The sequence below is a fragment of the uncultured Campylobacter sp. genome, assembly GCF_938041645.1.
In the GTDB taxonomy this organism is placed as follows: domain Bacteria; phylum Campylobacterota; class Campylobacteria; order Campylobacterales; family Campylobacteraceae; genus Campylobacter_B.
The window spans coordinates 19913-39991 of sequence record NZ_CALIST010000012.1 but is presented as its reverse complement, the minus strand read 5'-3'; the positions used below and the strand labels follow the sequence as shown (position 1 = coordinate 39991).

Sequence of the window (20079 nt, the reverse complement as noted above, 5' to 3'; positions counted from 1 at the left end):
CGTAGAACCTGCCCGGGTTCGGACGGGAAGGAACCAGGTAGTCGCGCGCGCCCTCGGGCGTCGAGTTCGCGAGGATGGGCGTTTCGACCTCGATGAAGCCGCGTTCGTTCAACGCGGAGCGCATCGCCTGGGCCACGATGTGGCGCAATTTGATGGACGCGTACATCTCGGGACGGCGCAGATCCATGTAGCGCCATTTCATACGCGTCGTCTCGTCGGTTTCTATGCCGTCTTCGATGGAGAACGGCGGCGTGACGGACGTGTTGAGCACCTCGATCGCGGAGGCGAGGATTTCGATCTCGCCGGTCGGCATATCGGGATTCACGGCTTCGGCCGCGCGGGTGCGCACCGTGCCGGCGACCTTGAGCACGTATTCGCGGCCCAGATGCTCGGCCTTGGCGAAATCCTCGGCACTCACGCAATCGGGATCGACGACCACCTGGGTGTAGCCTTCGCGGTCGCGCAGGTCGATAAAAATAACGCCGCCGTGGTCGCGGTAAGAATTTACCCAGCCGCACACGGTTACACTTTTGCCGATATCGTTTTTACTCAAATCGGCGCAATAATGACTTCGCAAATTTACTCCTTTAAATTTATTTGTAAAACGCAAGTATAGTTAAATTTTGCTTTTACAAAGCTAATTTTTTATAAAATAAAACTATGGAAAACAAAATTCATAAAAACCTTAAATTCGCGGGGCTAATAGTCAAAAAATCAGAAGAGATTCGCCCCGTCGTGGAGCAAATTTGTGAAATTTTAAAAACGCAAGGTATTGAGCTTTTGCTTGAAGAGGACGGAGCGGAATTTTTCGGCCTTAAGCCGCATACGCTTGCAGAAATTTTAAAAAAGACCAATTTTTTAATTAGCCTCGGTGGCGACGGTACGCTCATCGGGCTTGCGAGGCTGCTAAGCGACAAAAACGCCTTTATCCTCGGTATCAACGCGGGCACTTTGGGTTTTTTAACGGACGTGCAGCCGAGCGAATTCGCAAAATTTTTAAAGGAATTTTTGCGCGGCGAATACGAGATCGAGCGCCCGTTTTTACTCGAAGTGATACTGGAAAACGGCGGCGGTAAAATCGTCCGCAAGACCGCATTTAACGACGTCGTAATCACCCGCAGCCACATCTCCTCGATGGCGAAGATCGACGCGTTTTTAAATAGAAAATATTTCAACACCTACTACGGCGACGGCGTGATCGTAAGCTCCGCCGTGGGCTCGACCGCGTATAATATGAGCGCGAACGGATCTATCGTCTATCCGCTGTGCGACGTGTTTTGCGTTACGCCGATCTGCTCGCATAGCCTGACGCAGCGGCCTTTGATCCTGCCAAAAGAATATCTTGCAAGCTTCAAAAACGCCGGAAGCTCCGAAGTTAGTGTCGTTATCGACGGACAAGACGTTTTTGATATGGCGGAATTTCACAGCGTAAGCGTTAAAATTTCACACGCCAAGGTAAATTTAATAAAACGCAGAAGCTACGATTATTTCGACGTTTTAAAAGCCAAACTCAGATGGGGGCACGGCGGATGCTAGAAAGAATTTATATTAAAAATAATCTAGGTTTTTGCGAGAGCGAGCTTAGTTTTGGTCCGGGACTTAGCGTATTTACAGGCATCAGCGGTGCAGGTAAATCGGTATTAATAGGCGCGATTTTAGCGGTGTTCGGTCTTAACGAATGCGAGGCTGAGCTCATAGAAGCGGACGTAGAGCATCAATTTGATATGGAAAATTTCGGCTTGATAAACGATACGCCAAATATTTTTCGCGTCCTAAAAGGGCGTAGCTTGCGATACTTTATAAATTCCCAATCGGTCTCGAAAAAAAATCTAAGCACGATCGCCGGCGAATACGTGAAATTTTTAGGCGCGAAAAACGCCGGCGAAATGAGTAGCGATAGCTTGCTAAAATTACTTGATTTTATCGCTGCGAAAAAAGATGCGGCGCACGCGCAAAGCCTATCGGAGCTTCAAAGCGCTTTTGTGGAATTTAGCCGCACAAAAAAGCAGCTGGATGAAATTTTGGATCAAGAGCGCAAGATCGAGGAGTTAAAGGAATTTGCTCGCTTCGAGATTGAAAAAATCGAGCGCGTATCGCCTAAAATCGGCGAATACGAGGAGCTTTTGCAGATCAAAAAAAAGCTTAGTAAAAAAGATAAGATCGAGGAGCTTTGGGCTAGGGCGCAGGGCGTTTTTGAGCTGGAGCGCAGCGTCATCGAAGCGCTAAGTCTTAGCGGGCTGGATAGCGCGTTTTTCGAGGATGCGATGAACGAGCTGCGGCTAAAGCGAGAAAGCTTGAATTTAGACGAGCTCGAAAATATCGACATAGAGAAAATTTTAGATCGCATCGAAGCTCTTAGTGCGCTAAATAGGCGCTACGGAAGCATAGAAGAGGCTTTAGCTACGCTTGAAGCGCGCAAGAAAGAGCTTGAGCATTACGAGCAGTTAAGCTTTGAAAAAACCAAGCTACAAACGAAATTTAAACGCCTTAGCGAAAGCACCGCTACCCTTGCCGAAAAAATTAGCGAGGCTCGCAAGGGCGCTAAAAAACGGCTCGAGGATCTGATAAATTCCTATCTAAGGCAGCTTTATATGGACGGAGTGGAGCTTGGTTTTAAGCCCGCGGTTCTTAGTGAGTGCGGCACAGACGAAATTTGCGTCAGCTTGTGCAAGACGGAATTTAAAAATTTAAGCTCAGGCGAAACGAACCGCCTACGCCTTGCTTTTATTGCCGCGAGCTTGGAGCTTACAAATAACGGCGAGGGAATTTTGATCTTAGACGAGATTGATTCAAATTTAAGCGGAAAAGAGGCGATGAGTATCGCTAACGTGCTGGTAAAAATTTCAAAATTTTATCAAATTTTTGCGATCTCGCACCAGCCGCAGCTTAGCTCAAAGGCTGCGTCACACTTTTTAGTAAGTAAAACGAACGGCAAATCTAGCGTGAGATTATTAAGCGAAAATGAGAAAATAACAGAGTTAGCTCGTATGATAAGCGGCGAGACTATTACTGCAGAAGCCCTGGAATTCGCTAAAAAACTAAGGCAAAGCTGAAGGAATTTTAAGCTTAAGTTTAAATCTGAAATTTTTCGCTACAATACCACGTTTAATTTAAATTTAAGTGTGATTTTGCAAAACGACGTAAAATCCGCTTCGAAAAATTTTATCAAGTGAGTTTTATGATTATAGATACACATTGCCATTTAGACGATGCTAGTTTCGACGCCGATTTGGACGCGGTGATTGAGCGCGCCACGATTGCAGGCGTGCGCAGCATCATCATTCCCGGTGCCGATGTAGCAGACCTAGATAAGGCATGCAAAATTTCGCACGCACGGGATAATGTGTATTTTGCCGTAGGGGTGCATCCATACGAGATAGATTCTTTCGATATGGAGGTGCTGAAGCGGTATGCTGACGATCCCAAATGCGTGGGCGTTGGCGAATGTGGGCTTGATTACTTCAGACTTAAGCAGCAAGAGAGCAAGGAAACCAAAGCCTTAGAAATCTCCCGCCAAAAAGACGCCTTCATCTCACAAATCGATCTAGCAGCACAACTTCAAAAACCACTTATAGTCCATATCCGAGAAGCAAACGAAGATAGCTTTGGAATTCTAAAAGATCGCGCCGGCGATTTATGCGGCGGTGTTTTACACTGCTTCAATGCCAGCAAGCTTTTGCTAGGTCTTAGCGAATACGGATTTTACTTCGGTATCGGCGGAGTTTTGACATTCAAAAATGCAAAAAACTTAGCTGAGATCTTACCGCAAATTCCGCAAGAGCGCCTTTTAATCGAGACGGATGCACCGTATCTAACTCCGCATCCGCATCGCGGCGAGCGCAACGAGCCTGCATTTACGAGACTCGTGGTAGAAAAAGTCGCGGAAATTTTAAGCCTAAGCGTAGAAGAGGTTGAAGCAATAACGACTCAAAACGCCTGTAGGCTTTTTGGCGATAAAATCAAAGGAGAGATATGAAAGCCATAAAATTTATACTGCTAGCCCTGCTTTTAGTGGGCGAAGCGTTTGCGAGCCAGCCCGGTCTGATGCGCGCAAATCACGACTATATTTTAAATCAATTCGGCATCGAAAATAACGAATCGAGCAAAAACGTAGTTGCGGGCATATTCCGTGCGATCAATGCAAGCGATCGCAAGCAGTTTAAGCATATTGTGACTTCGCAGTCGCACAATGCCTACTTAGTCAAATCCGAGGTCGATAACATCGAAGCTCCGGAATTCTTATTGTATTTGGCAATGGTAGAATCTCATCTTAAAAACACTGTAACTTCGGGCGCTAGCGCAGGTGGTATGTGGCAGCTGATGCCGGCGACTGCGAAAAATTTCGGTCTTAGAGTAGATAGCGCCGTAGATGAGCGTCGCGATCCCGCAGCCTCTACGGATGCTGCGTTTTCGTATATTTTGCATCTGAAGCAAAATTTTGGCAAGTGGTATTTAGCGCTAATGGCGTATAATTGTGGCGATCAAAAGCTTAAAAATGCGATTGCAGCTACTGGCAGCGATGATCTGGATCGCTTGCTAAAAAGCCCCGCGCTTCCTAATGAGACTAAGAATTTTATCAAGCGCATTATTAAATATGCTTACATTGCTCAAAATGAAAATATGCGTAAAATTCTGCTTTTTGAAAGCGAGCCGTGGGGGCTAAAGCGTATCGCAGTAGCTCCAGGCACAAAGCTAAGCGCGGTTGCAAAACAGATCGGAATTTCGCCGTCGCAAATGCAGGATTATAACGCGCATATTAAAAACGGAATTTCGCCGCTTAACGGCAAGTACTTCTTTTATATCCCACAAAGCAAATATGCAGAATTTGTCGTAAATCAAGGCGCGTTTCAAGCGTATGAGCCACGTCTGAAACAGCGCAAGCCAGGACGGGTGTTAGCAGGTTTGGCGAACGAGCTTAGCCTCAAAGACAAAAACGAAATAGCGCTAAATAATATAAAATTCAACAAATAAGATCGGATCGTAGGTGTCGTACCAGAAAATCGCTCTTTTTAGTGCGCTTTTTGCGCTGATTCTTGCCGGTTGTTCGTTTCGCACGGCACCGTCTTCTAGATCGTCTGCGGGCGGTACGAGCAAGATTGGCAAAAACTCTCCCGCCACCATGCGCCCTTATAAAATCAACGGCAAAACCTACTATCCAGAGCAAGTAAGCGTCGGCGATACCCAGATCGGAATCGCCAGCTGGTACGGGCCGAATTTTCACGGCAAATACACCTCCAACGGCGAAATTTACGATATGAATGGAATGACCGCCGCACATAAAACCTACCCGATGAATACTATGGTAAAGGTCGTTAATCGCGATACCGGCGCTACCGTAACCGTGCGTATCAACGACCGCGGTCCATTCGTGGACGGACGCGTCATCGATCTTAGCAAAACGGCTGCTAATCTGGTGGGTGTTTTTGCCAGAGGTACGGCGCCGGTAAAGCTCGAAGTGGTGGGCTTTTATGGACATACCATCGCCAAAGGCTCGCCGAAAGCGACCATTGTCGGCGGAAATTTTATGGTGCAAATCGGCGCGTTTAGAAATAGAAGCGGCGCACAAATTTATCAGCGCGATTACCACGGCACGGCGGGATATCCTGCGATCGTCAAAGAATTTAGCATAGATGGCGCGCCGATTTATCGCGTCTTTTTAAGCGGATTTAAAAGCGAGGACGAAGCGAGAGATTTCGCGCATAATGGCAAGTTTACTGGAGCTTTCATCGTAAGGGAGTAGCAGTTTTATTTGACGGCTTTTACTTTCGTTTTTTTTGCTTGATAAGGGTTTTGTTAAATTTATTTGTGAGTTACTTGCGGTAAAATTTCCCGTCATCTAATAGTTATCTGCTTTAGCTGCGGCGAAGTGCAAACTACTTGCAAGCTATTCGTAGCAGAAAATTGCGCCTGCCTGCTTGAGCTTTGTTTTTTAATAGGACGCCGAAGCTGATAAAATTTTATATTGCTAGGGGATAAAGCATGCAAAAATATCCGGAAGTTTATAGTTTAGAAAAGAGTTTGGCTATACTTGAAAAATATAAAGACGAGCTGAGCGCAGAACAATACGAGCAAAACAGATCTATCATCTGTAACCACGCGATAGAGGGTATGTTTGCAAACGAGCAAGATATAATAGATCTTATCAAGGTCGATAAGGGAGAAAAAACGCCCGATGAGATAATAAACGAATATAAAAAAGAGTGGGCGTTTTATAGCGCATAGAAAAATTAAATTTGATACTGAAATATCAGATGTATTTAAACGCAGCTCTTCGGTTCTTTGAATTTTAATCGTGCAGAAAAGTTACGACTTCATGTTCTTTTGGTAAATTTTCTCTACCGTCAATACCGCGATTACCGTATTCCGTTAGAGCTTCTTTTAAAATTTTATAAAGCTCATCCAATGAAATTCCGTCAATACTAGAATTTATATTTTCTAGCTTATATTTGATAAAAAACGGATTATCGACTAGCATTTTACTTGTAGTTTCGTCATAGACCCGTCTAATGTCAAGCTCGATTTCTCTACCTTTATAATAAAGCAGCCAAATCTCCTCTCCAGTATATCCGTCTCTTGGATCAGGTAGATGCGGGCTACAAACAAAAATAAGCCAAATATCTCTTTGCCTGTCGATGACCCAATTCAACCACTTTATTTGATAGGGTTTTTGTGGATTATAATGATATTTTGCCAAGCACTGATCTACACGATTTATAATATCATATTTCTTAATATCCTCTTTAGAAATATATTCCGCAACAAACGCCATTCTCTCCTCCTTGAGAAATTCTATAATTTAAATTAGATCGCTTGTATATAGACCGAACAAAGACGAGAGCTCAAATTTAATGTCTTTGTCGCTCAACAATTTATTATTCGGCACTGCAATAATGCCCGATTTAAACCTATACAATATATACTTTTTAAATTTAAATCCATTGAGCGCCAAGAAAATGAAATGATGTAGCATGGTGATTAAAAAGAATATTGGACTTACCAAATACCTAACCATTCTCTTTCTCCTATTTTTTATATCTTTGATCCATATATTTACGTCTTGCTCATTGTATGGTATCAACGCCCAAGTTACCGATACGAGATCGTCTTTTTGCAAAATTTCGGTTTTAAATTTCATATGTTCGTCTATATAGTCGAATGAAATTTTATCATCATAAAATTTTGTAAAAAACTTATTGTAAAATTCTTGATAGGCTATTTTTATCTCCCAAAAAATACTAAATAAAATTCCGAAAATCCCTAGCGTTAATGACGCTCTTCTCATCATCTCTTTATGCGGATCCAGCTCCGGCGTTAAATTTAGCAAGACAAAAGACAAGAATATAAGCACGCACATGATTTTATTTGATATAGTAAGCCTAAAAAAGTAGTCGTTTTCTATGATTATCGGCTCTTTGTCGCGGTCTTTCATAATATTTTCCTGTTTTAAAATCGCGCATAATTTTACCTTAACGGCGCTTTGCGAGGGATTAAAATTCCAGCCTTGCCGCACCTCATTAAATTTTTAAAATTATATTTCTATGCATATGCCGATTATTCAAAGACAAACTTCCCGCCCGTTTTCGATAGAATTTTAAAATTTTGATTTAAATTTCTAGCCCATGCAGAAAATACGCTTTAATCCAAAAAGCATAGAAAATGCAGCCTTGCACAGCAATTCAGGCGCTTTGGCGCTCGCCACCTCTTTTAAATTTAGCGTCCAAAAATACGCAGAATTTCACGCCGTATAGGTAGAAAATCCAGCTTATGTAGATCCACAGAAAGAAAAATAGCGCGACCGAAAACGAGCCGTAGATGCTAAGATAGGTTTTGTTATAAAAGACGTATTGCGCAAAAACCAGTCTTGAAAGCCACCATAAAATCGATGCTACGAGCGATGAGGCAAGCACCGCTTTTGCGCGGATCTCGCGGTTGATCGCCGTAGCATAAGTAATCGCAAAGATCCCCCAAACGATTAAGTAGGGTAGAATTTTAAGCAAATTTATCCAGCTTGTAAACTCGGTTTTATTTAGTAGCTCCTGAAGCTCGCCGCTGATATAAAACGATGCTCCAAGCCCCACAGGAGCGAGCGTCATCAGCGTCCAGTAGGTGCTTAGGCTCTTAAAAAAGCTTCGCTCGGGTGAATGCGAAATGCGCGCAATTATCGCTTCAAAATCTCCGAAAAACAGCACCGACGTAACTAACACTGCGCAAAAGCCCGTTACGCCAAGGCTTAGCCCGTTTGCCATAAATTCCTCGATATAGTGTGCCATGCTCGCTTGATTTGCAGGCAGGAAGTTTGAAAAAATAAAGCCCATAATCTTGTCGTAGTAGCCTTTAAAGCTTGGTAGCTGCATAAAGACGCTAAGCGAGACCATCAGCACCGGCAGTAGCGCCAAAATCGTGTGAAAGCTAAGGCTTGATGCATGGTGCATGAGCTCGGTATCGTAGAGGCGGAAGAAATTTTTGAGTCGGTTTTGCGCTTGCATAAGCGCCGGTATTAGTTTTTTCATACGGGCGATTTTACATTAAAAATTTAGAATTTCATATAAATTTGCACAATTTTTCTTTTGTATCGCGGTATATCGTCTATGAAATTTTAAACTGCAGAAATGCAACTACAAATATATAAATTTATATCTCGAATTTAGTCTAAATTTAGGAAAATTTTTCTAATATGCTAAAAAATAATATTAAATATATCCATAACGAAGGGAAAATAATGGAACGAAGGAAAACGATGAAATTTAAAATTTCATTAGCGGCATGTTTGTGCCTGCTATGCGGTAGTTTGGCTGCAGCACAAAGTGGCGGTAATTCTGCGCCTGAAAAATCGCAGAATATGGGCGTAATCGAGGTAAATTCTGTCGGCGATAATATCAGCGAGAGCGGCATCGACGAGGGCTTTTTGAGCAAAAACGTGCAGCAAGGCATGCTTGTGGGTAAGCGCGCTTTGGATCTTCCCTATCAGATCAACACGATCAGCAAGGAGATTATGAACCACCAAGGCGTCACCGGCTACGAGGAGGCGGTCAAATACTTCCCGTCCGCACAGATTCAGATGCGCGGCGGCGCTACGGTAGGGCGCCCGCAGACGCGCGGCTTTGAGGGCAGCGTCGTAGGCAATAGCTTCTGGGACGGCTTTTATACGATTTCGACGACGGCGATTCCGATGGCGATGTTTGAGAGCTTTCAAGTGCAAAACGGCGTCGCGGGCTCGCTCTACGGCGCGCAAAACCCGGTCGGGATTTTCAGCTACACGCGCAAGCGCCCGGTAAAAGATCAGTATATAATTTGGAGCGATTATATGTCGCGAAGCAATCTGGGGCTGGGGCTTGATCTATCGAATAAATTTGAAAAATTCGGCTACCGCGCGGTGTTTTATGGATCCAACGGCGACAGACAGCCAAAGGGCTCAAATTTGCAGCGCCGCTTAGCCAGCATCACGATGGAATTTTATCCGACGGGCGATCTAACGTTCGAAACCGCGGCGAGCTATTATGAGCACAATACCAAGGGCTTTGCGGGGCAGTTTGCCTTAGGCGTTAAAGACGGCAAGATCGTTGATGGAATGGTGCTTCCAAAGGCAGTAGATTCTTCAAAACGCGGTCTTGGACAGAGCTTTGGAGGAATGCATCTAAAAACCACTACCGCAAGCGCGAAATTTAAATTTACGCCTACCGATAAATGGTATTTAGAGGGCGGCTTTCAGTTTCAGCGCGCCGATCGTGATACTCATGGCGTTGTAAATTATATCTTGCCTAGCACACATCCGCAATATACAAAGCCGGGCGATTATCAAACCAGACACAGCGGCGGTGCTACGGCAGCATATAGATTTGATCTGCCAAGCGGCTATCTTAAGGCAAACACGCAGTTTAATACGGGCGATATCGAACATGATTTCAGCGTGCAGACCAACGGATACCATTGGACGCAGGATAGATATAAAAATGCGAGCACCAACTACACCTCGCCTACCATAGGCAATATCTACGATCCTAAAATTCTAAATTACACCGGTGCTAGGCGCGGAAGTGGGCTGTATCACTACGCTGTTTTGGATATGTATAACGTCTCGGTGTTAGACGATATCACGATAAACGATAAATTTGACGTGATGCTAAGCGCATCTAAGGCGTGGATGAGACAGGAATCCTACAATGCCCGCCAGCAAAGACTTGTTAAGGCCTATAGCGATTCGGGCTATAGCTGGGCGGGCAGCTTGATCTTTCATCCGATAGAGGACGCTAGCATCTACTACACTTACGCAGATAGCTTACAGCAGGGCTCTACCTATGTTTATCCGGCGAGCAGCCCATATGCGGGCGAGGTCGCCTCTACGTCGCCGTATCGCTCCAAGCAGCACGAGATCGGCGCTAAGATCCGCGTAGCCGATATGATCGATTTTAGCGTAGCGTATTTTGATATCCGCAGACCTATCGCGTATCTAAATAGCTCTACTGGACGCTACGGCATAAACGGCGAGCAGCGCAACCGCGGATTTGAGTTTATGAGCGGCGGACGAATTACGCAAAATTTAAGCGTGCTGGGAGGCTTTACCTACATCGATCCTAAGATGCACAACGTAAGCATCGAGGGCGCTAACCGCAAGGTCGCAAACGGAATCCCTAAGCTAAATGCAAATTTGATGTTTGATTACGAGATCCCGGGCACAAACAAGCTTGCGATCAGCACAAATTTCCACTACACCGGCAAGATGTATCTGGACGATCTAAATACCCAGCACACTCCTAGCTTTTTCGTTACCGATCTTGGCATGAGATACACGAGCGAGCACCTTTTGGGCGACAAGACCACGCTGCGTTTCAACGTAAATAACGTATTTAACAAAAAATACTGGGCTGGAATGTATCCTGCTAGTGCCGACGGTGCGGGCGGACTTAACGTAACTAGCATACTAGGCTCGGCAAACGGCGTAACGCTAGGCGAGAGCAGAAGCTTCATGCTCTCTGCGGAGGTGAAATTCTAAAGGCTGGCGGGCTTAAAATTTCTGCTTAAGCGGCGCGAATGGTTATAGCGCCGCTTTAAAATTTATGAAATTTTATCGCCCTAAGCGGCAAGATTAAATTTAACGAGGCTTGGTTTTAATTTTAAAATTTAAGCCTCGCTTTTGGAATTTCAAACCTTGATTTTAAAATTTCGATCTTTAAATTTTTAAGTCGCCGCGCCTCGGCTTGCTCGCAAAATTTATCCGCGCGCGGTTTAAAATTTAGCCGTTTTTGGTTATAATCTTTGCAAAACCACGAAACGGAGAGCAATGAAACAAGTTTTAATCATCGCAAGCGGAAAGTTTGCGCGCCATTTTTTATCCAAAGTTTGTAAAATCAAAGATGTCATCAGATCATATCGCGTCATAGCTAAAAATACGGATGCTGTGCCCGCAGAGCTTGAAAACGAGTCAAATTTTTCGGTCGAAATTTTTGATCCTACGAGCATTGAGCGGTTGCGCGTGGTGCTAGCAGAAGAGGAATTTGACCGCTGCATAATGATAATGGAGGATGAATTTGACACTAAAGTAACGCTTGAAAATTTAAAGACGCTCGCTCCCGATTTAGAGCTGTACGCAGCCGATTTTTGGGGACTTTTGCGCGAGAATAAAAATGAAGCTCACGTAAAAATCGTAAACACTCTTGCGCTAAATTCCTCGCGCTTCATAGGTTTTTTGCCAGATAGCCCCGTTTTTGCTGATAACATTGGGCTTGGGCGCGGAGAGATAATGGAGGTAAAAGTGCCCGTAGGAAGCTCGTTTGCGTATAAAAAAATCAGCACACTTTCTAATACTAAATATCAAATTCCGATGATCTACCGCCACAATAATTACATCGTAACGACGCCCGGCTCGCGAATATATCCGAATGATACGATCTTGGTCGTGGGTGAGCCTAGTGCGCTGCGAGCGGTGTTTGCTGAAGTAAAAAAGCAAAGCGGGCAATTTCCATCGCCGTTTGGGCTAAATATTTTCGCGCTAATTGATATGAAAAAAATGAGCGGTGACGAGATAGCTAGGACGGTTAGGGCGCTTGAGTTTTTGGATTTGCATATTAGAAATCATAAAATTTATCTGCGAATTTTAAATCCTCTGCTAAACGACGCTTTTAGCGAGCTTAAAGCTCTGTGTGAGCGGGATAAATTTGAAATTCTCATCGATTACTCGGGCGAATTAAATTTAAAGCGCGACGTGAGCGAAAATAAAGCAGGCTTGGTAGTTTGCTCAAGCGGAGTTTTCGAGGCAAAAAAAGCGGCACTTAAAGCGCTTGAAATCCCCGTGTTAAGCCTAGGTGAAGGCGAGCTAAAAGATGTACGTAAAAGTGTCGTGCTAAGTGCCGGCGAGCGGCTTCGCGAGGAATCAAGCATCGTCTTTGACATCAGCTCGCAGCTAGGGCTAGACGTGTATTTGTATCTTTTCGGCGAGAGCGAAAAAGGCGAGTTTGCGCAAAGCTACGTGAGCTTATCGAAGCTTTTTAAGCAGAGTTTATTCGTGATTCCTTGCGAGCGGCAAAATCCGATTTTAGCGCTAGGTAGCGAGCGAGATCTGCTACAATTTGTGCCATTTAATGATAGAATTTTGGCGCGCAAGCTCACGTCGATTTTTAATCAGGATTTGGATCAGATGTATTTTAAACTCGGCAAAAATCATCAAATTTTCGTTCCGAGCGATTACGGGTATGAAAAGTAATCGAAATTTATGTTACAATTACCCAAAAATCAAAGGCTAGCGTATGAAAATCGATCTTAATTTAGACAAAAAATACAGCGTTTTTATCGACGAATTGCAAGAGATCAAACTCAAAGGCAAGGTAGCGATCATTACAAATCCCAAAGTAGGGGGGCTGTGGCTTGATTTCTTACTGCAGCGGCTAGATTGCGAGCAAAAATTTATCATCACGATCCCGGACGGCGAGGAGTATAAAAATACCGCGAGCGTGGAGCAAATTTTAGAGCAGCTTTTTAGCTCCAAGCTTGATCGCAAAAGTACGCTCATCGCTCTTGGTGGCGGTGTTATTAGCGATATAACGGGCTTTTGCGCGAGTATTTATGAACGCGGCATCGATTTTATTAATATACCTACGACCCTGCTAGCGCAAGTGGACGCAAGCGTCGGCGGCAAGACGGGCGTAAATAATCGCTTCGGCAAAAATTTAATCGGCTCCTTTTACCAGCCGCGCGCGGTTTATTGCGAGAGCAAATTTTTATCGACGCTTCCTGCGCGAGAGTTTGCCGCAGGCGTTGCGGAGGCTGTAAAGATGGCGATATGCTTTGATGGCGAACTATTTAAATTTTTCGAGACGCACGATCTAAAAAGCGCCGATGAAATTTCGCATATAATCGCGCGCTGCGTGGAGATTAAAGCAAACGTCGTAGAGCGTGACGAGCGCGAAAGTGGCGTGCGTGCAGTGTTAAACTACGGACACACCTTTGCTCACGCTATAGAAAAAATTACTAATTATAAAAAATTTTTGCACGGCGAGGCTGTGGCGATCGGCATGGTGATGGCAAATACGCTAGCGCGTCGCCTCGGCAAACTAAGCGGCGAACAGGAGGAGCGAATCCGCAAAGTGCTTCAAAAATTCGCACTTCCGATAAAATTTCACGTAGAGGATGCAGCGGAATTTTACGAGCTGTTTTTTCTCGATAAAAAGAGCGAAAACGGCAAGATAAAATTTATCCTGCCAGATGGCATCGGTAAATTTAGTATTGCCGATGATATAGACAAAGCCGCGGTAATAGCCACGTTAAGAGAGTTTGCATGAAAATAATCCTAGCCGTTTTTTTGATTTTTAGCCTTGGTTTTTGCGAGGGAAATTTCACGGCTGCAAATCCGAGTGCGCAGATCGGCTCCGGCGTGCCTCAAAACGATAAAAATCAGACGCAAAGCACGGAGCTCGCCTCATCTTTAAAAGCTCAAATAAAAGCGATAGACGATGAGATCAAAAATAATATCTGGATTTCGCGCTTTTCAAATTTTATCGGCTATCAAAATTTACAAAAGCAATCCAACCAGCTCGAAGCGGAGCTAAAAAAGAGCGCCGACACCGATAAGATCGCAGATATTCAGAAAAGACTTCGCGCCGTAAAAGAGCAGCTCATACTGCTAAAAGAGTATGAAAAATCCCCGTTTTTAGATATCATCGCGATGCCCGAAACTCCTGAGCCCGCGCGCATTACAAATCCTTTTTCGATAATTTCCGGTTTTTCTACGATTAGAAATTTGCAAGCTCAAAAGATGGAGCAGAAAAATGCTATCGAAAATATCAAAATTTTAATCGATAAACTTGAAGCAAAAAGGGCGCTATATGAGCGTTTGATGCAGGTGGGTACGGACGCAAGTGCCGTGGCGGAGCTTAAAAGCTTAGATTACGAGCTTAGCGAGTTTAGCTCCGCATATGAGATCGCACAGACTACATACGACGTTTATGAAAAGAAGATCAACTCTCAAATCGCCGTGCAGACCGCCGATATAAAAGCGCAGGTCAAGCGCGCGGGAAACATCGCCGTATGGATACTCGTAGTCATCGCGCTGTCGTTTTTCTGCAAAGTGGTGGCGAAAAAATATATCAAAAACGACGAGAATTTTTATATCGTAAATAAAGCTATCAACGTTTTAAATTTCACGCTGATTGCGCTGATACTGCTCTTTTCTTACATCGAGAATATGACGCACTTCGTGACGGTTCTTGGCTTTGCCTCGGCAGGTCTTGCGATTGCGATGAAAGATATGTTTATGAGCTCCTTAGGCTGGCTTACGATCGTGCTCGGCGGCAGCTTTCGCGTGGGAGATCGCATCAGGGTGCATAAAAACGGCGAGACCTACGTAGGCGATATCATCGATATTTCGGTGCTTAGGATGACGATTTTTGAGGACGTTACTATGACTACGTGGAGAGAAAATAAACGCGCGGGCAGGGTAATTTTCATACCGAATAATTATATTTTTACTGATCTTATCTCAAACTACACCCATAGCGGGCTTAAGACCGTCTGGGACGGCATCAGCATACTTTTAACATTTGATAGCAACCATAAAAAGGCGATGTATCTCGTAAAAAACATCGTGCGGAAGTATTCTAAGGGCTACACCGACATCGCCAAAAAGCAGATGGGCAAGCTTCGCTCGCAATACAGTATCAAAAATCCAAACGTCGAGCCTAGAATTTTCAGCTTTTTTGAGCCATACGGCATTGAAATTTCGGTTTGGTATATGACGAACTCTTACGCGACGCTCGGGCTTCGCAGCAACATCTCGGCTGAAATTTTAGACGCGCTAAGAAGCGAGCCTGATATCAAGATCGCCTATCCTGCTTACACGCTTTTTAACGGCAAAAACTACGCGGCGGCGGGCGGAAATTTCATGGCGCAAGATCTCAGCTTCGAGCAGCAAGGCTCACAAAATTTAAACACAGCGGCGCAGGGCGCAGGCTTTGCTACAGGAAGCGGATCCGGGAGCGAAATTTGAAAATTTATTTTAAAACGTTCGGGTGTCGCACAAATATCTACGACACGCAGCTTATTAAAAGCAACCTCAAATCGGGCGAGATCACGCATGACGAGCAGGGCGCAGACGTCGTCGTGATAAACTCCTGCACTGTTACGAACGGCGCTGACGCAGACGTGCGAAACTACGTAAATAAGATGAACCGCCTCGGCAAAAAAATATTGCTAACCGGCTGCGGCGCGGTATCGCGCGGCGAGGAGCTGTATAAAAACGGCGCAGTCTTCGGCGTGTTTGGAATGTCGCAAAAGGAGAAGATCGACGAGTTTTTAGGCTCGGAGTCGAAATTTTACGATATCGGAGGTCTTGACGGCGTCGAAAAAAACCTGGTAAGCGACTACGAGGATCACACCAAGGCCTTTATTAAAATTCAAGAGGGGTGCGATTTTAACTGCAGCTACTGCATAATCCCATCCGTGCGCGGCCGCTCGCGCAGCAGCTCTGAAGACGCGATCTTAAAAGAGGCGGCGAGCCTTGCCGCAAACGGCTTTAGCGAGATCGTGCTAACCGGCACCAATATCGGAAGCTACGGCAAAGCCGCAGGCACGAGCCTCGGCGCGCTGCTTCAAAAGCTGGGCGCGATCCGCGGAATTCGCCGCATTCGCCTAGGCAGTATCGAGCCCTCGCAGATCGATGAGAGCTTTCGCGAAATTTTATCCGAGCCGTGGCTGGAGCGGCATCTGCACATCGCGCTTCAGCACACTTCACAAAAGATGCTTAGCATAATGCGCCGCCGAAATTCCGCGCTAAGGGATTTGGAGCTTTTTTGCGAGCTTGCGGAGCGCGGGTTTGCGCTGGGGACGGACTTTATCGTCGCGCATCCGGGCGAGAGCGAAGAAATTTGGCTCGAAGCGGTAGAAAATTTCAAAAAATTTCCGCTCACGCATCTGCACGCCTTTATCTTTTCGCCGCGGCAAGGCACCGCTTCGGCGTCGCTAAAAGACCGCATAGACGGCAAAACGGCGAAGGCGCGGCTAAAGATGCTGCAGAACATAACGGCGCTGAATAATTATAAATTTCGCCTTTCGCACAAGGTGCCCTTAAATGTGCTGATCGAGCGGAAAAACGGAGAGTTTTATGAAGGATATGATCAATTTTATGATAAAATTTGGATCAAAAGCGATGAGGATTTATCGAAAAAATGGATGGAGATAAGAGATTATGAGGTTAAATTTGATGGAAATTTTGCATAAAATCAAAAAAAGCAAGCTAAATATAATTCTGATTTTTTTAGTGCTACTTATCGTTTTACTCTCGATCGTTTATTTTAAAGACGATTCGCGATACATCACCGAGCGCGAATTTAGCGAGCTGGTACGAAAAGATCAGATCAAGCGCGCGCATATCGAGGACGGCACGCTAAGCTTCGTTTACGACGGCAAACGCTATAAAATTTTAACCGATATCGTTAATTTAAAAGAGCTCTCCAATCACGCTTTAATTACGAAGGAAGAGGATAGCGGAAGCGGCGGTATCAGCGCGATCTTGGTAATTTTTACGTTCGCGTTTTTTCTCTTCGTATATTATTTTGAAACCGTTTTGGCGCGTCGCCGCAGGCTGGACGGCGTAGGCGCTGCGCGTCAAGGCGGCGCAAACGCAGAGCTCGGCGATCTTTCGCCGAGCGTTAGCGACGTGAGATTTAGCGACGTCGCGGGCATCAGCGAGGTCAAGGACGAGCTCATAGAGATCGTGGATTTTTTAAAAAATCCCGCAAAATATCGAAATTTCGGTATAAAGCTGCCGAAAGGAATTTTAATGATCGGCGAGCCCGGCGTCGGTAAAACGCTTATCGCAAAAGCGGTAGCCGGCGAGGCGGACGTGCCGTTTTTTTACCAAAGCGGCGCAAGCTTCGCCGAGGTCTTTGTGGGTGTCGGCGCTAGGCGGGTTCGCGAGCTGTTTGCGAAAGCTAAATCCTGTGCACCCGCGATAATTTTTATCGACGAGATCGACGCAGTTGGTGGCAAGCGCGGTATAGGGCGCAACGACGAGCGGGAAGCGACGCTAAATCAGCTACTGACCGAGATGGACGGATTTGAGGAAAATAGCGGCGTGATGGTAATCGGTGCGACCAACAAAATAAATTTGATCGACGATGCGCTGCTGCGCTCGGGGCGCTTTGATAGGCGCGTTTTCATCGGCCTTCCGAACTACAAAGACCGCATCGAAATTTTAAAAATTTATTTAGAAGGCAAAAGGTGCAGCGCGAATATCAACAAAGTAAGTCGCCTCTGTGTGGGCTTTAGCGGCGCGGGAGTAGCGACGCTGGTAAATGAAGCCGCGATCAACGCTCTTAAGCGCGGCAGCGATACGATCGAGCTTAGCGATTTTGAAAACGTGCGAATGAGGGTCTTTTACGGCGTGCAAAAAAGTAGAATTCTAACCGAATACGAAAAGGAGATCCAGGCGTTCTATCAGGGCGCAAAGGCGCTTAGCGCGTATTGGTATTCGTTTGATTTCGAAAAGATCGAGCTTTTAAACGATAAATTTTTAAACGAGGATTTCGAGATCGAATCCAAAACGCAAATTTTAAATCAAATCAAAGTGCTTTTAAGCGGCATGGCAGCGCTACAGATCCATAAAAACGACGCTTTTTCAAATTCCGCTAGCGACGTAAAGCAGGCTATCGCGCTGGCGCAAAAGATGGTTTTTGAACTCGCGATGGGCGACAGCTTTACCCCTAGCGCGCAGAGTGTGAATAAAATTTTGCAAGATTGTTACGACGAGGTAAGCGAGATAATCCGCACGATGCAGGATAAGCTAAATCAAATTTCAAAGCAAATTTTCGTTTATGAGTTCATAACTTTCGAGGATGTTCAAAATATCTGCGAATCTGATGGTGTGGAGCAAGAAGGCGTCTCCGCGCAAGAGCAAAATTTGCAAAAGCTGGAAAAAGATAGGGAAAGCTCTGAAGAAAAGCCGCAAGACGGCACGCTAAATTTCGATTAAATTTTAAAATTCCAATAAAGGAGAGGAAAATGGTAAAAATAGGTGTTTTAACAATAAGTGATCGCGCTAGCGGTGGCGTTTACGAGGATTTAGGAGGCAAAGAAATAATTGCCGTGATGGATGATTGGCTAACTTGCGAGAAAGAGTATTTTTATGAAATCGTCCCAGATGAGCTAGAGCTGATCAAAGATAAGCTGATTTATCTTTGCGACGAAGCGAGTTGTGATTTGGTGCTAACTACGGGCGGTACGGGTCCTGCTCCGCGCGATGTAACGCCTGAAGCGACCGAGGCGGTAAGTGAGAAATTAATGCCAGGCTTTGGCGAACTAATGCGCGCAGAGAGCCAAAAGATCGTGCCTACGGCAATTTTATCTCGCCAGATAGCAGCGATCCGCAAAAAATCTCTGATTATAAATTTGCCGGGCAATCCAAAAGCGATTAAAGAGTGCCTTCTGCCGGTATTTCCTGCTGTGCCGTATTGCATTGATCTAATGGGAGGAAATTACATAACAGCGGATGAAAATAAGATAAAAATATTCCGCCCTAAACGCAAATAATTCGCAAAATTTAGCAGGAATTAAATGATTTATGATATTATTTGGGTGCAAATTTAAGGAAAAATATGAAAATAAATCACAACGATATTTTGGAATTTCATAAGTATTTTAGCAAAATCAGCCACAGCAAAGGTCGTATTCGCATCCGCGTAAGTCCCAAAATTAGGGAGTTGCGAGATAGCGTGAGCGAGGAGAGCCTGAAGGCTAAAATAGCTGCAATTCGCGGGATAAAAGAGTATAAATTTAACTCTCTAATCGGCTCGCTGACGATTCATTATGATGAAAGCGTTTTCCCGATGCACCTTTGGGAGCAGTTTTTAAGCGGCATCAGTTCGCCTGAGCTAGTAGCGCTCGTAAATTCCAATATAGAGGCGATTTCTTGAGCGAAGAAGCATTGCGTAGCACCAAAAAATCGCGTAGAATTTCTAATAAATCTCGGAATTTAAATGAGGCTCAAATTGCAAATATCGCTCTTTTGCTCGAAAAAGAGGCACAAATTTTTCAGTTTTATTCGCTGGGTGCAGTTAAATTTCAAGATAAAAAGCTAGGAGAAATTCTATCTTTACGAGCTGGATTACTTGAGCGGATGCTAGATTTTGCAAATTCTTGCGGGCTTGGCGCCACGCCTCCTGAAAATAGCAGTGAGGCACTGGTTGCAAAAGGTATGAATGAGTTTTTGGCTTCGGCGCTTTTGATAGAAAAAAGCTCTATGATGTTTTATGACGATCTAATTAATTCGTGCAAGAACGCGGAATTTAAAGAGCTGCTGTATAAGGCGCAGGCGGTTTCGTATAATGAAATTTTGCCGATTTTGAAGAAACTGAATTCTAAATACGAGGCTGATTTAAACTCTTTGAATTTCACTGATTTATTAAATGAAATTTTAAAAAATCCGCAGGGATTAGAGCGGATATTTCAAAAATACGATTTGCAAAATATTTTAAATAGCGCATTTTCTAATTTAATTAAAGGAATTTTGCAGAAAAATTAAATTAGGATTGCAAAAATCTAAAAAAGTCGCTATAATATCAAAATCTATGTAAAGTTGATAAAATGACTTTATAA

General features: G+C 44.6%; 19 protein-coding genes. 15 read left to right on the top strand and 4 right to left on the bottom strand.

The features are described from left to right. Window positions 1–577, bottom strand: a 577-nt coding sequence (locus Q0600_RS01575) for an amino acid--tRNA ligase-related protein (protein WP_298756118.1), incomplete at its 3' end; no start/stop codon positions are given. An 83-nt stretch (window positions 578–660) separates the two neighbouring features. Between Q0600_RS01575 and Q0600_RS01570 the strand changes: the two genes are divergently transcribed. The 6 genes from Q0600_RS01570 (at window position 661) to Q0600_RS01545 (ending at window position 6222) form a co-directional block, all read left to right on the top strand. Further along, the gene (locus Q0600_RS01570; RefSeq protein WP_298756116.1) at window positions 661–1536 is read left to right on the top strand and encodes an NAD(+) kinase; all 876 of its coding nucleotides are present in this window, start codon (window positions 661–663) and stop codon (window positions 1534–1536) included. Then, on the top strand, window positions 1530–3053 hold the full coding sequence (locus Q0600_RS01565; RefSeq protein WP_298756113.1) for an AAA family ATPase: 1524 nt from the start codon (window positions 1530–1532) through the stop codon (window positions 3051–3053). The genes Q0600_RS01570 and Q0600_RS01565 overlap by 7 nt, the downstream gene beginning before the upstream one ends. 125 nt (window positions 3054–3178) lie before the next feature. Then, a complete protein-coding gene (locus tag Q0600_RS01560; protein WP_005871678.1) occupies window positions 3179–3976 on the top strand; it encodes a TatD family hydrolase in 798 nt (265 codons plus the stop codon). Beyond that, window positions 3973–4971, top strand: coding sequence for a lytic transglycosylase domain-containing protein (locus Q0600_RS01555; RefSeq protein ID WP_297882548.1), 999 nt, complete (start codon window positions 3973–3975; stop codon window positions 4969–4971). The genes Q0600_RS01560 and Q0600_RS01555 overlap by 4 nt, the downstream gene beginning before the upstream one ends. Window positions 4972–4984: 13 nt before the next feature. Next, the gene (locus Q0600_RS01550) at window positions 4985–5740 is read left to right on the top strand and encodes a septal ring lytic transglycosylase RlpA family protein (RefSeq protein WP_298756110.1); all 756 of its coding nucleotides are present in this window, start codon (window positions 4985–4987) and stop codon (window positions 5738–5740) included. A 239-nt stretch (window positions 5741–5979) separates the two neighbouring features. Continuing rightward, a complete protein-coding gene (locus tag Q0600_RS01545; protein WP_298756108.1) occupies window positions 5980–6222 on the top strand; it encodes a hypothetical protein in 243 nt (80 codons plus the stop codon). A 64-nt stretch (window positions 6223–6286) separates the two neighbouring features. Here the strand turns inward: Q0600_RS01545 and Q0600_RS01540 are convergent, their stop codons facing one another. The 3 genes from Q0600_RS01540 to Q0600_RS01530 all read right to left on the bottom strand — a co-directional run bounded on the left by Q0600_RS01540 (window position 6287) and on the right by Q0600_RS01530 (window position 8510). Further along, window positions 6287–6769, bottom strand: a complete 483-nt coding sequence (locus tag Q0600_RS01540) for a hypothetical protein (RefSeq protein WP_298756105.1) — start codon at window positions 6767–6769, stop codon at window positions 6287–6289. 27 nt (window positions 6770–6796) lie between these two features. Continuing rightward, on the bottom strand, window positions 6797–7429 hold the full coding sequence (locus tag Q0600_RS01535; protein WP_298756102.1) for a hypothetical protein: 633 nt from the start codon (window positions 7427–7429) through the stop codon (window positions 6797–6799). Window positions 7430–7676: 247 nt separating this feature from the next. Further along, window positions 7677–8510 carry a YihY family inner membrane protein gene (locus Q0600_RS01530; protein ID WP_297960103.1) on the bottom strand — a complete coding sequence of 278 codons (834 nt, stop codon included), beginning with the start codon at window positions 8508–8510 and terminating at the stop codon, window positions 7677–7679. Window positions 8511–8737: 227 nt separating this feature from the next. Between Q0600_RS01530 and Q0600_RS01525 the strand changes: the two genes are divergently transcribed. The 9 genes from Q0600_RS01525 to Q0600_RS01485 all read left to right on the top strand — a co-directional run bounded on the left by Q0600_RS01525 (window position 8738) and on the right by Q0600_RS01485 (window position 20005). Then, entirely contained in the window at window positions 8738–10990 is a 2253-nt protein-coding gene (locus tag Q0600_RS01525) for a TonB-dependent receptor (RefSeq protein ID WP_298756120.1), read from the top strand. Between the two features lie 288 nt (window positions 10991–11278). Continuing rightward, window positions 11279–12697, top strand: coding sequence for a TrkA C-terminal domain-containing protein (locus Q0600_RS01520; protein ID WP_298756099.1), 1419 nt, complete (start codon window positions 11279–11281; stop codon window positions 12695–12697). A 43-nt stretch (window positions 12698–12740) separates the two neighbouring features. Continuing rightward, window positions 12741–13772 (top strand): 3-dehydroquinate synthase, encoded by a 1032-nt coding sequence (gene aroB, locus Q0600_RS01515; RefSeq protein WP_298756096.1) that lies wholly within the window; start codon window positions 12741–12743, stop codon window positions 13770–13772. Beyond that, complete coding sequence (locus tag Q0600_RS01510) at window positions 13769–15475, top strand: mechanosensitive ion channel family protein (protein ID WP_298756093.1); 1707 nt, start codon at window positions 13769–13771, stop codon at window positions 15473–15475. Before aroB ends, Q0600_RS01510 begins: the two co-directional genes overlap by 4 nt. Then, entirely contained in the window at window positions 15472–16704 is a 1233-nt protein-coding gene (gene mtaB / locus Q0600_RS01505) for a tRNA (N(6)-L-threonylcarbamoyladenosine(37)-C(2))-methylthiotransferase MtaB (RefSeq protein ID WP_298756090.1), read from the top strand. Before Q0600_RS01510 ends, mtaB begins: the two co-directional genes overlap by 4 nt. Continuing rightward, window positions 16673–18457: an AAA family ATPase gene (locus Q0600_RS01500; RefSeq protein ID WP_298756087.1), complete on the top strand. Its 1785-nt coding sequence runs from the start codon at window positions 16673–16675 to the stop codon at window positions 18455–18457. Before mtaB ends, Q0600_RS01500 begins: the two co-directional genes overlap by 32 nt. A gap of 29 nt (window positions 18458–18486) precedes the next feature. After that, window positions 18487–19014, top strand: coding sequence for a molybdopterin adenylyltransferase (mog, locus tag Q0600_RS01495; protein WP_298756084.1), 528 nt, complete (start codon window positions 18487–18489; stop codon window positions 19012–19014). A 65-nt stretch (window positions 19015–19079) separates the two neighbouring features. Next, entirely contained in the window at window positions 19080–19397 is a 318-nt protein-coding gene (locus Q0600_RS01490; protein WP_291936786.1) for an HMA2 domain-containing protein, read from the top strand. Beyond that, window positions 19394–20005, top strand: a complete 612-nt coding sequence (locus Q0600_RS01485; RefSeq protein WP_298756081.1) for a hypothetical protein — start codon at window positions 19394–19396, stop codon at window positions 20003–20005. The genes Q0600_RS01490 and Q0600_RS01485 overlap by 4 nt, the downstream gene beginning before the upstream one ends. Window positions 20006–20079: the final 74 nt, after the last annotated feature.

What these genes read in the sequence shown, in the direction of transcription:
- Q0600_RS01570 (WP_298756116.1), top strand. Translation starts at nt 661, where the DNA reads ATGGAAAACAAAATTCATAAAAACCTTAAATTCGCGGGGCTAATAGTC.
- Q0600_RS01565 (WP_298756113.1), top strand. Translation starts at nt 1,530, where the DNA reads ATGCTAGAAAGAATTTATATTAAAAATAATCTAGGTTTTTGCGAGAGC.
- Q0600_RS01560 (WP_005871678.1), top strand. Translation starts at nt 3,179, where the DNA reads ATGATTATAGATACACATTGCCATTTAGACGATGCTAGTTTCGACGCC.
- Q0600_RS01555 (WP_297882548.1), top strand. Translation starts at nt 3,973, where the DNA reads ATGAAAGCCATAAAATTTATACTGCTAGCCCTGCTTTTAGTGGGCGAA.
- Q0600_RS01545 (WP_298756108.1), top strand. Translation starts at nt 5,980, where the DNA reads ATGCAAAAATATCCGGAAGTTTATAGTTTAGAAAAGAGTTTGGCTATA.
- Q0600_RS01540 (WP_298756105.1), bottom strand. Translation starts at nt 6,769, where the DNA reads ATGGCGTTTGTTGCGGAATATATTTCTAAAGAGGATATTAAGAAATAT.
- Q0600_RS01535 (WP_298756102.1), bottom strand. Translation starts at nt 7,429, where the DNA reads ATGAAAGACCGCGACAAAGAGCCGATAATCATAGAAAACGACTACTTT.
- Q0600_RS01530 (WP_297960103.1), bottom strand. Translation starts at nt 8,510, where the DNA reads ATGAAAAAACTAATACCGGCGCTTATGCAAGCGCAAAACCGACTCAAA.
- Q0600_RS01525 (WP_298756120.1), top strand. Translation starts at nt 8,738, where the DNA reads ATGAAATTTAAAATTTCATTAGCGGCATGTTTGTGCCTGCTATGCGGT.
- Q0600_RS01520 (WP_298756099.1), top strand. Translation starts at nt 11,279, where the DNA reads ATGAAACAAGTTTTAATCATCGCAAGCGGAAAGTTTGCGCGCCATTTT.
- aroB (WP_298756096.1), top strand. Translation starts at nt 12,741, where the DNA reads ATGAAAATCGATCTTAATTTAGACAAAAAATACAGCGTTTTTATCGAC.
- Q0600_RS01510 (WP_298756093.1), top strand. Translation starts at nt 13,769, where the DNA reads ATGAAAATAATCCTAGCCGTTTTTTTGATTTTTAGCCTTGGTTTTTGC.
- Q0600_RS01500 (WP_298756087.1), top strand. Translation starts at nt 16,673, where the DNA reads ATGAGGTTAAATTTGATGGAAATTTTGCATAAAATCAAAAAAAGCAAG.
- mog (WP_298756084.1), top strand. Translation starts at nt 18,487, where the DNA reads ATGGTAAAAATAGGTGTTTTAACAATAAGTGATCGCGCTAGCGGTGGC.
- Q0600_RS01490 (WP_291936786.1), top strand. Translation starts at nt 19,080, where the DNA reads ATGAAAATAAATCACAACGATATTTTGGAATTTCATAAGTATTTTAGC.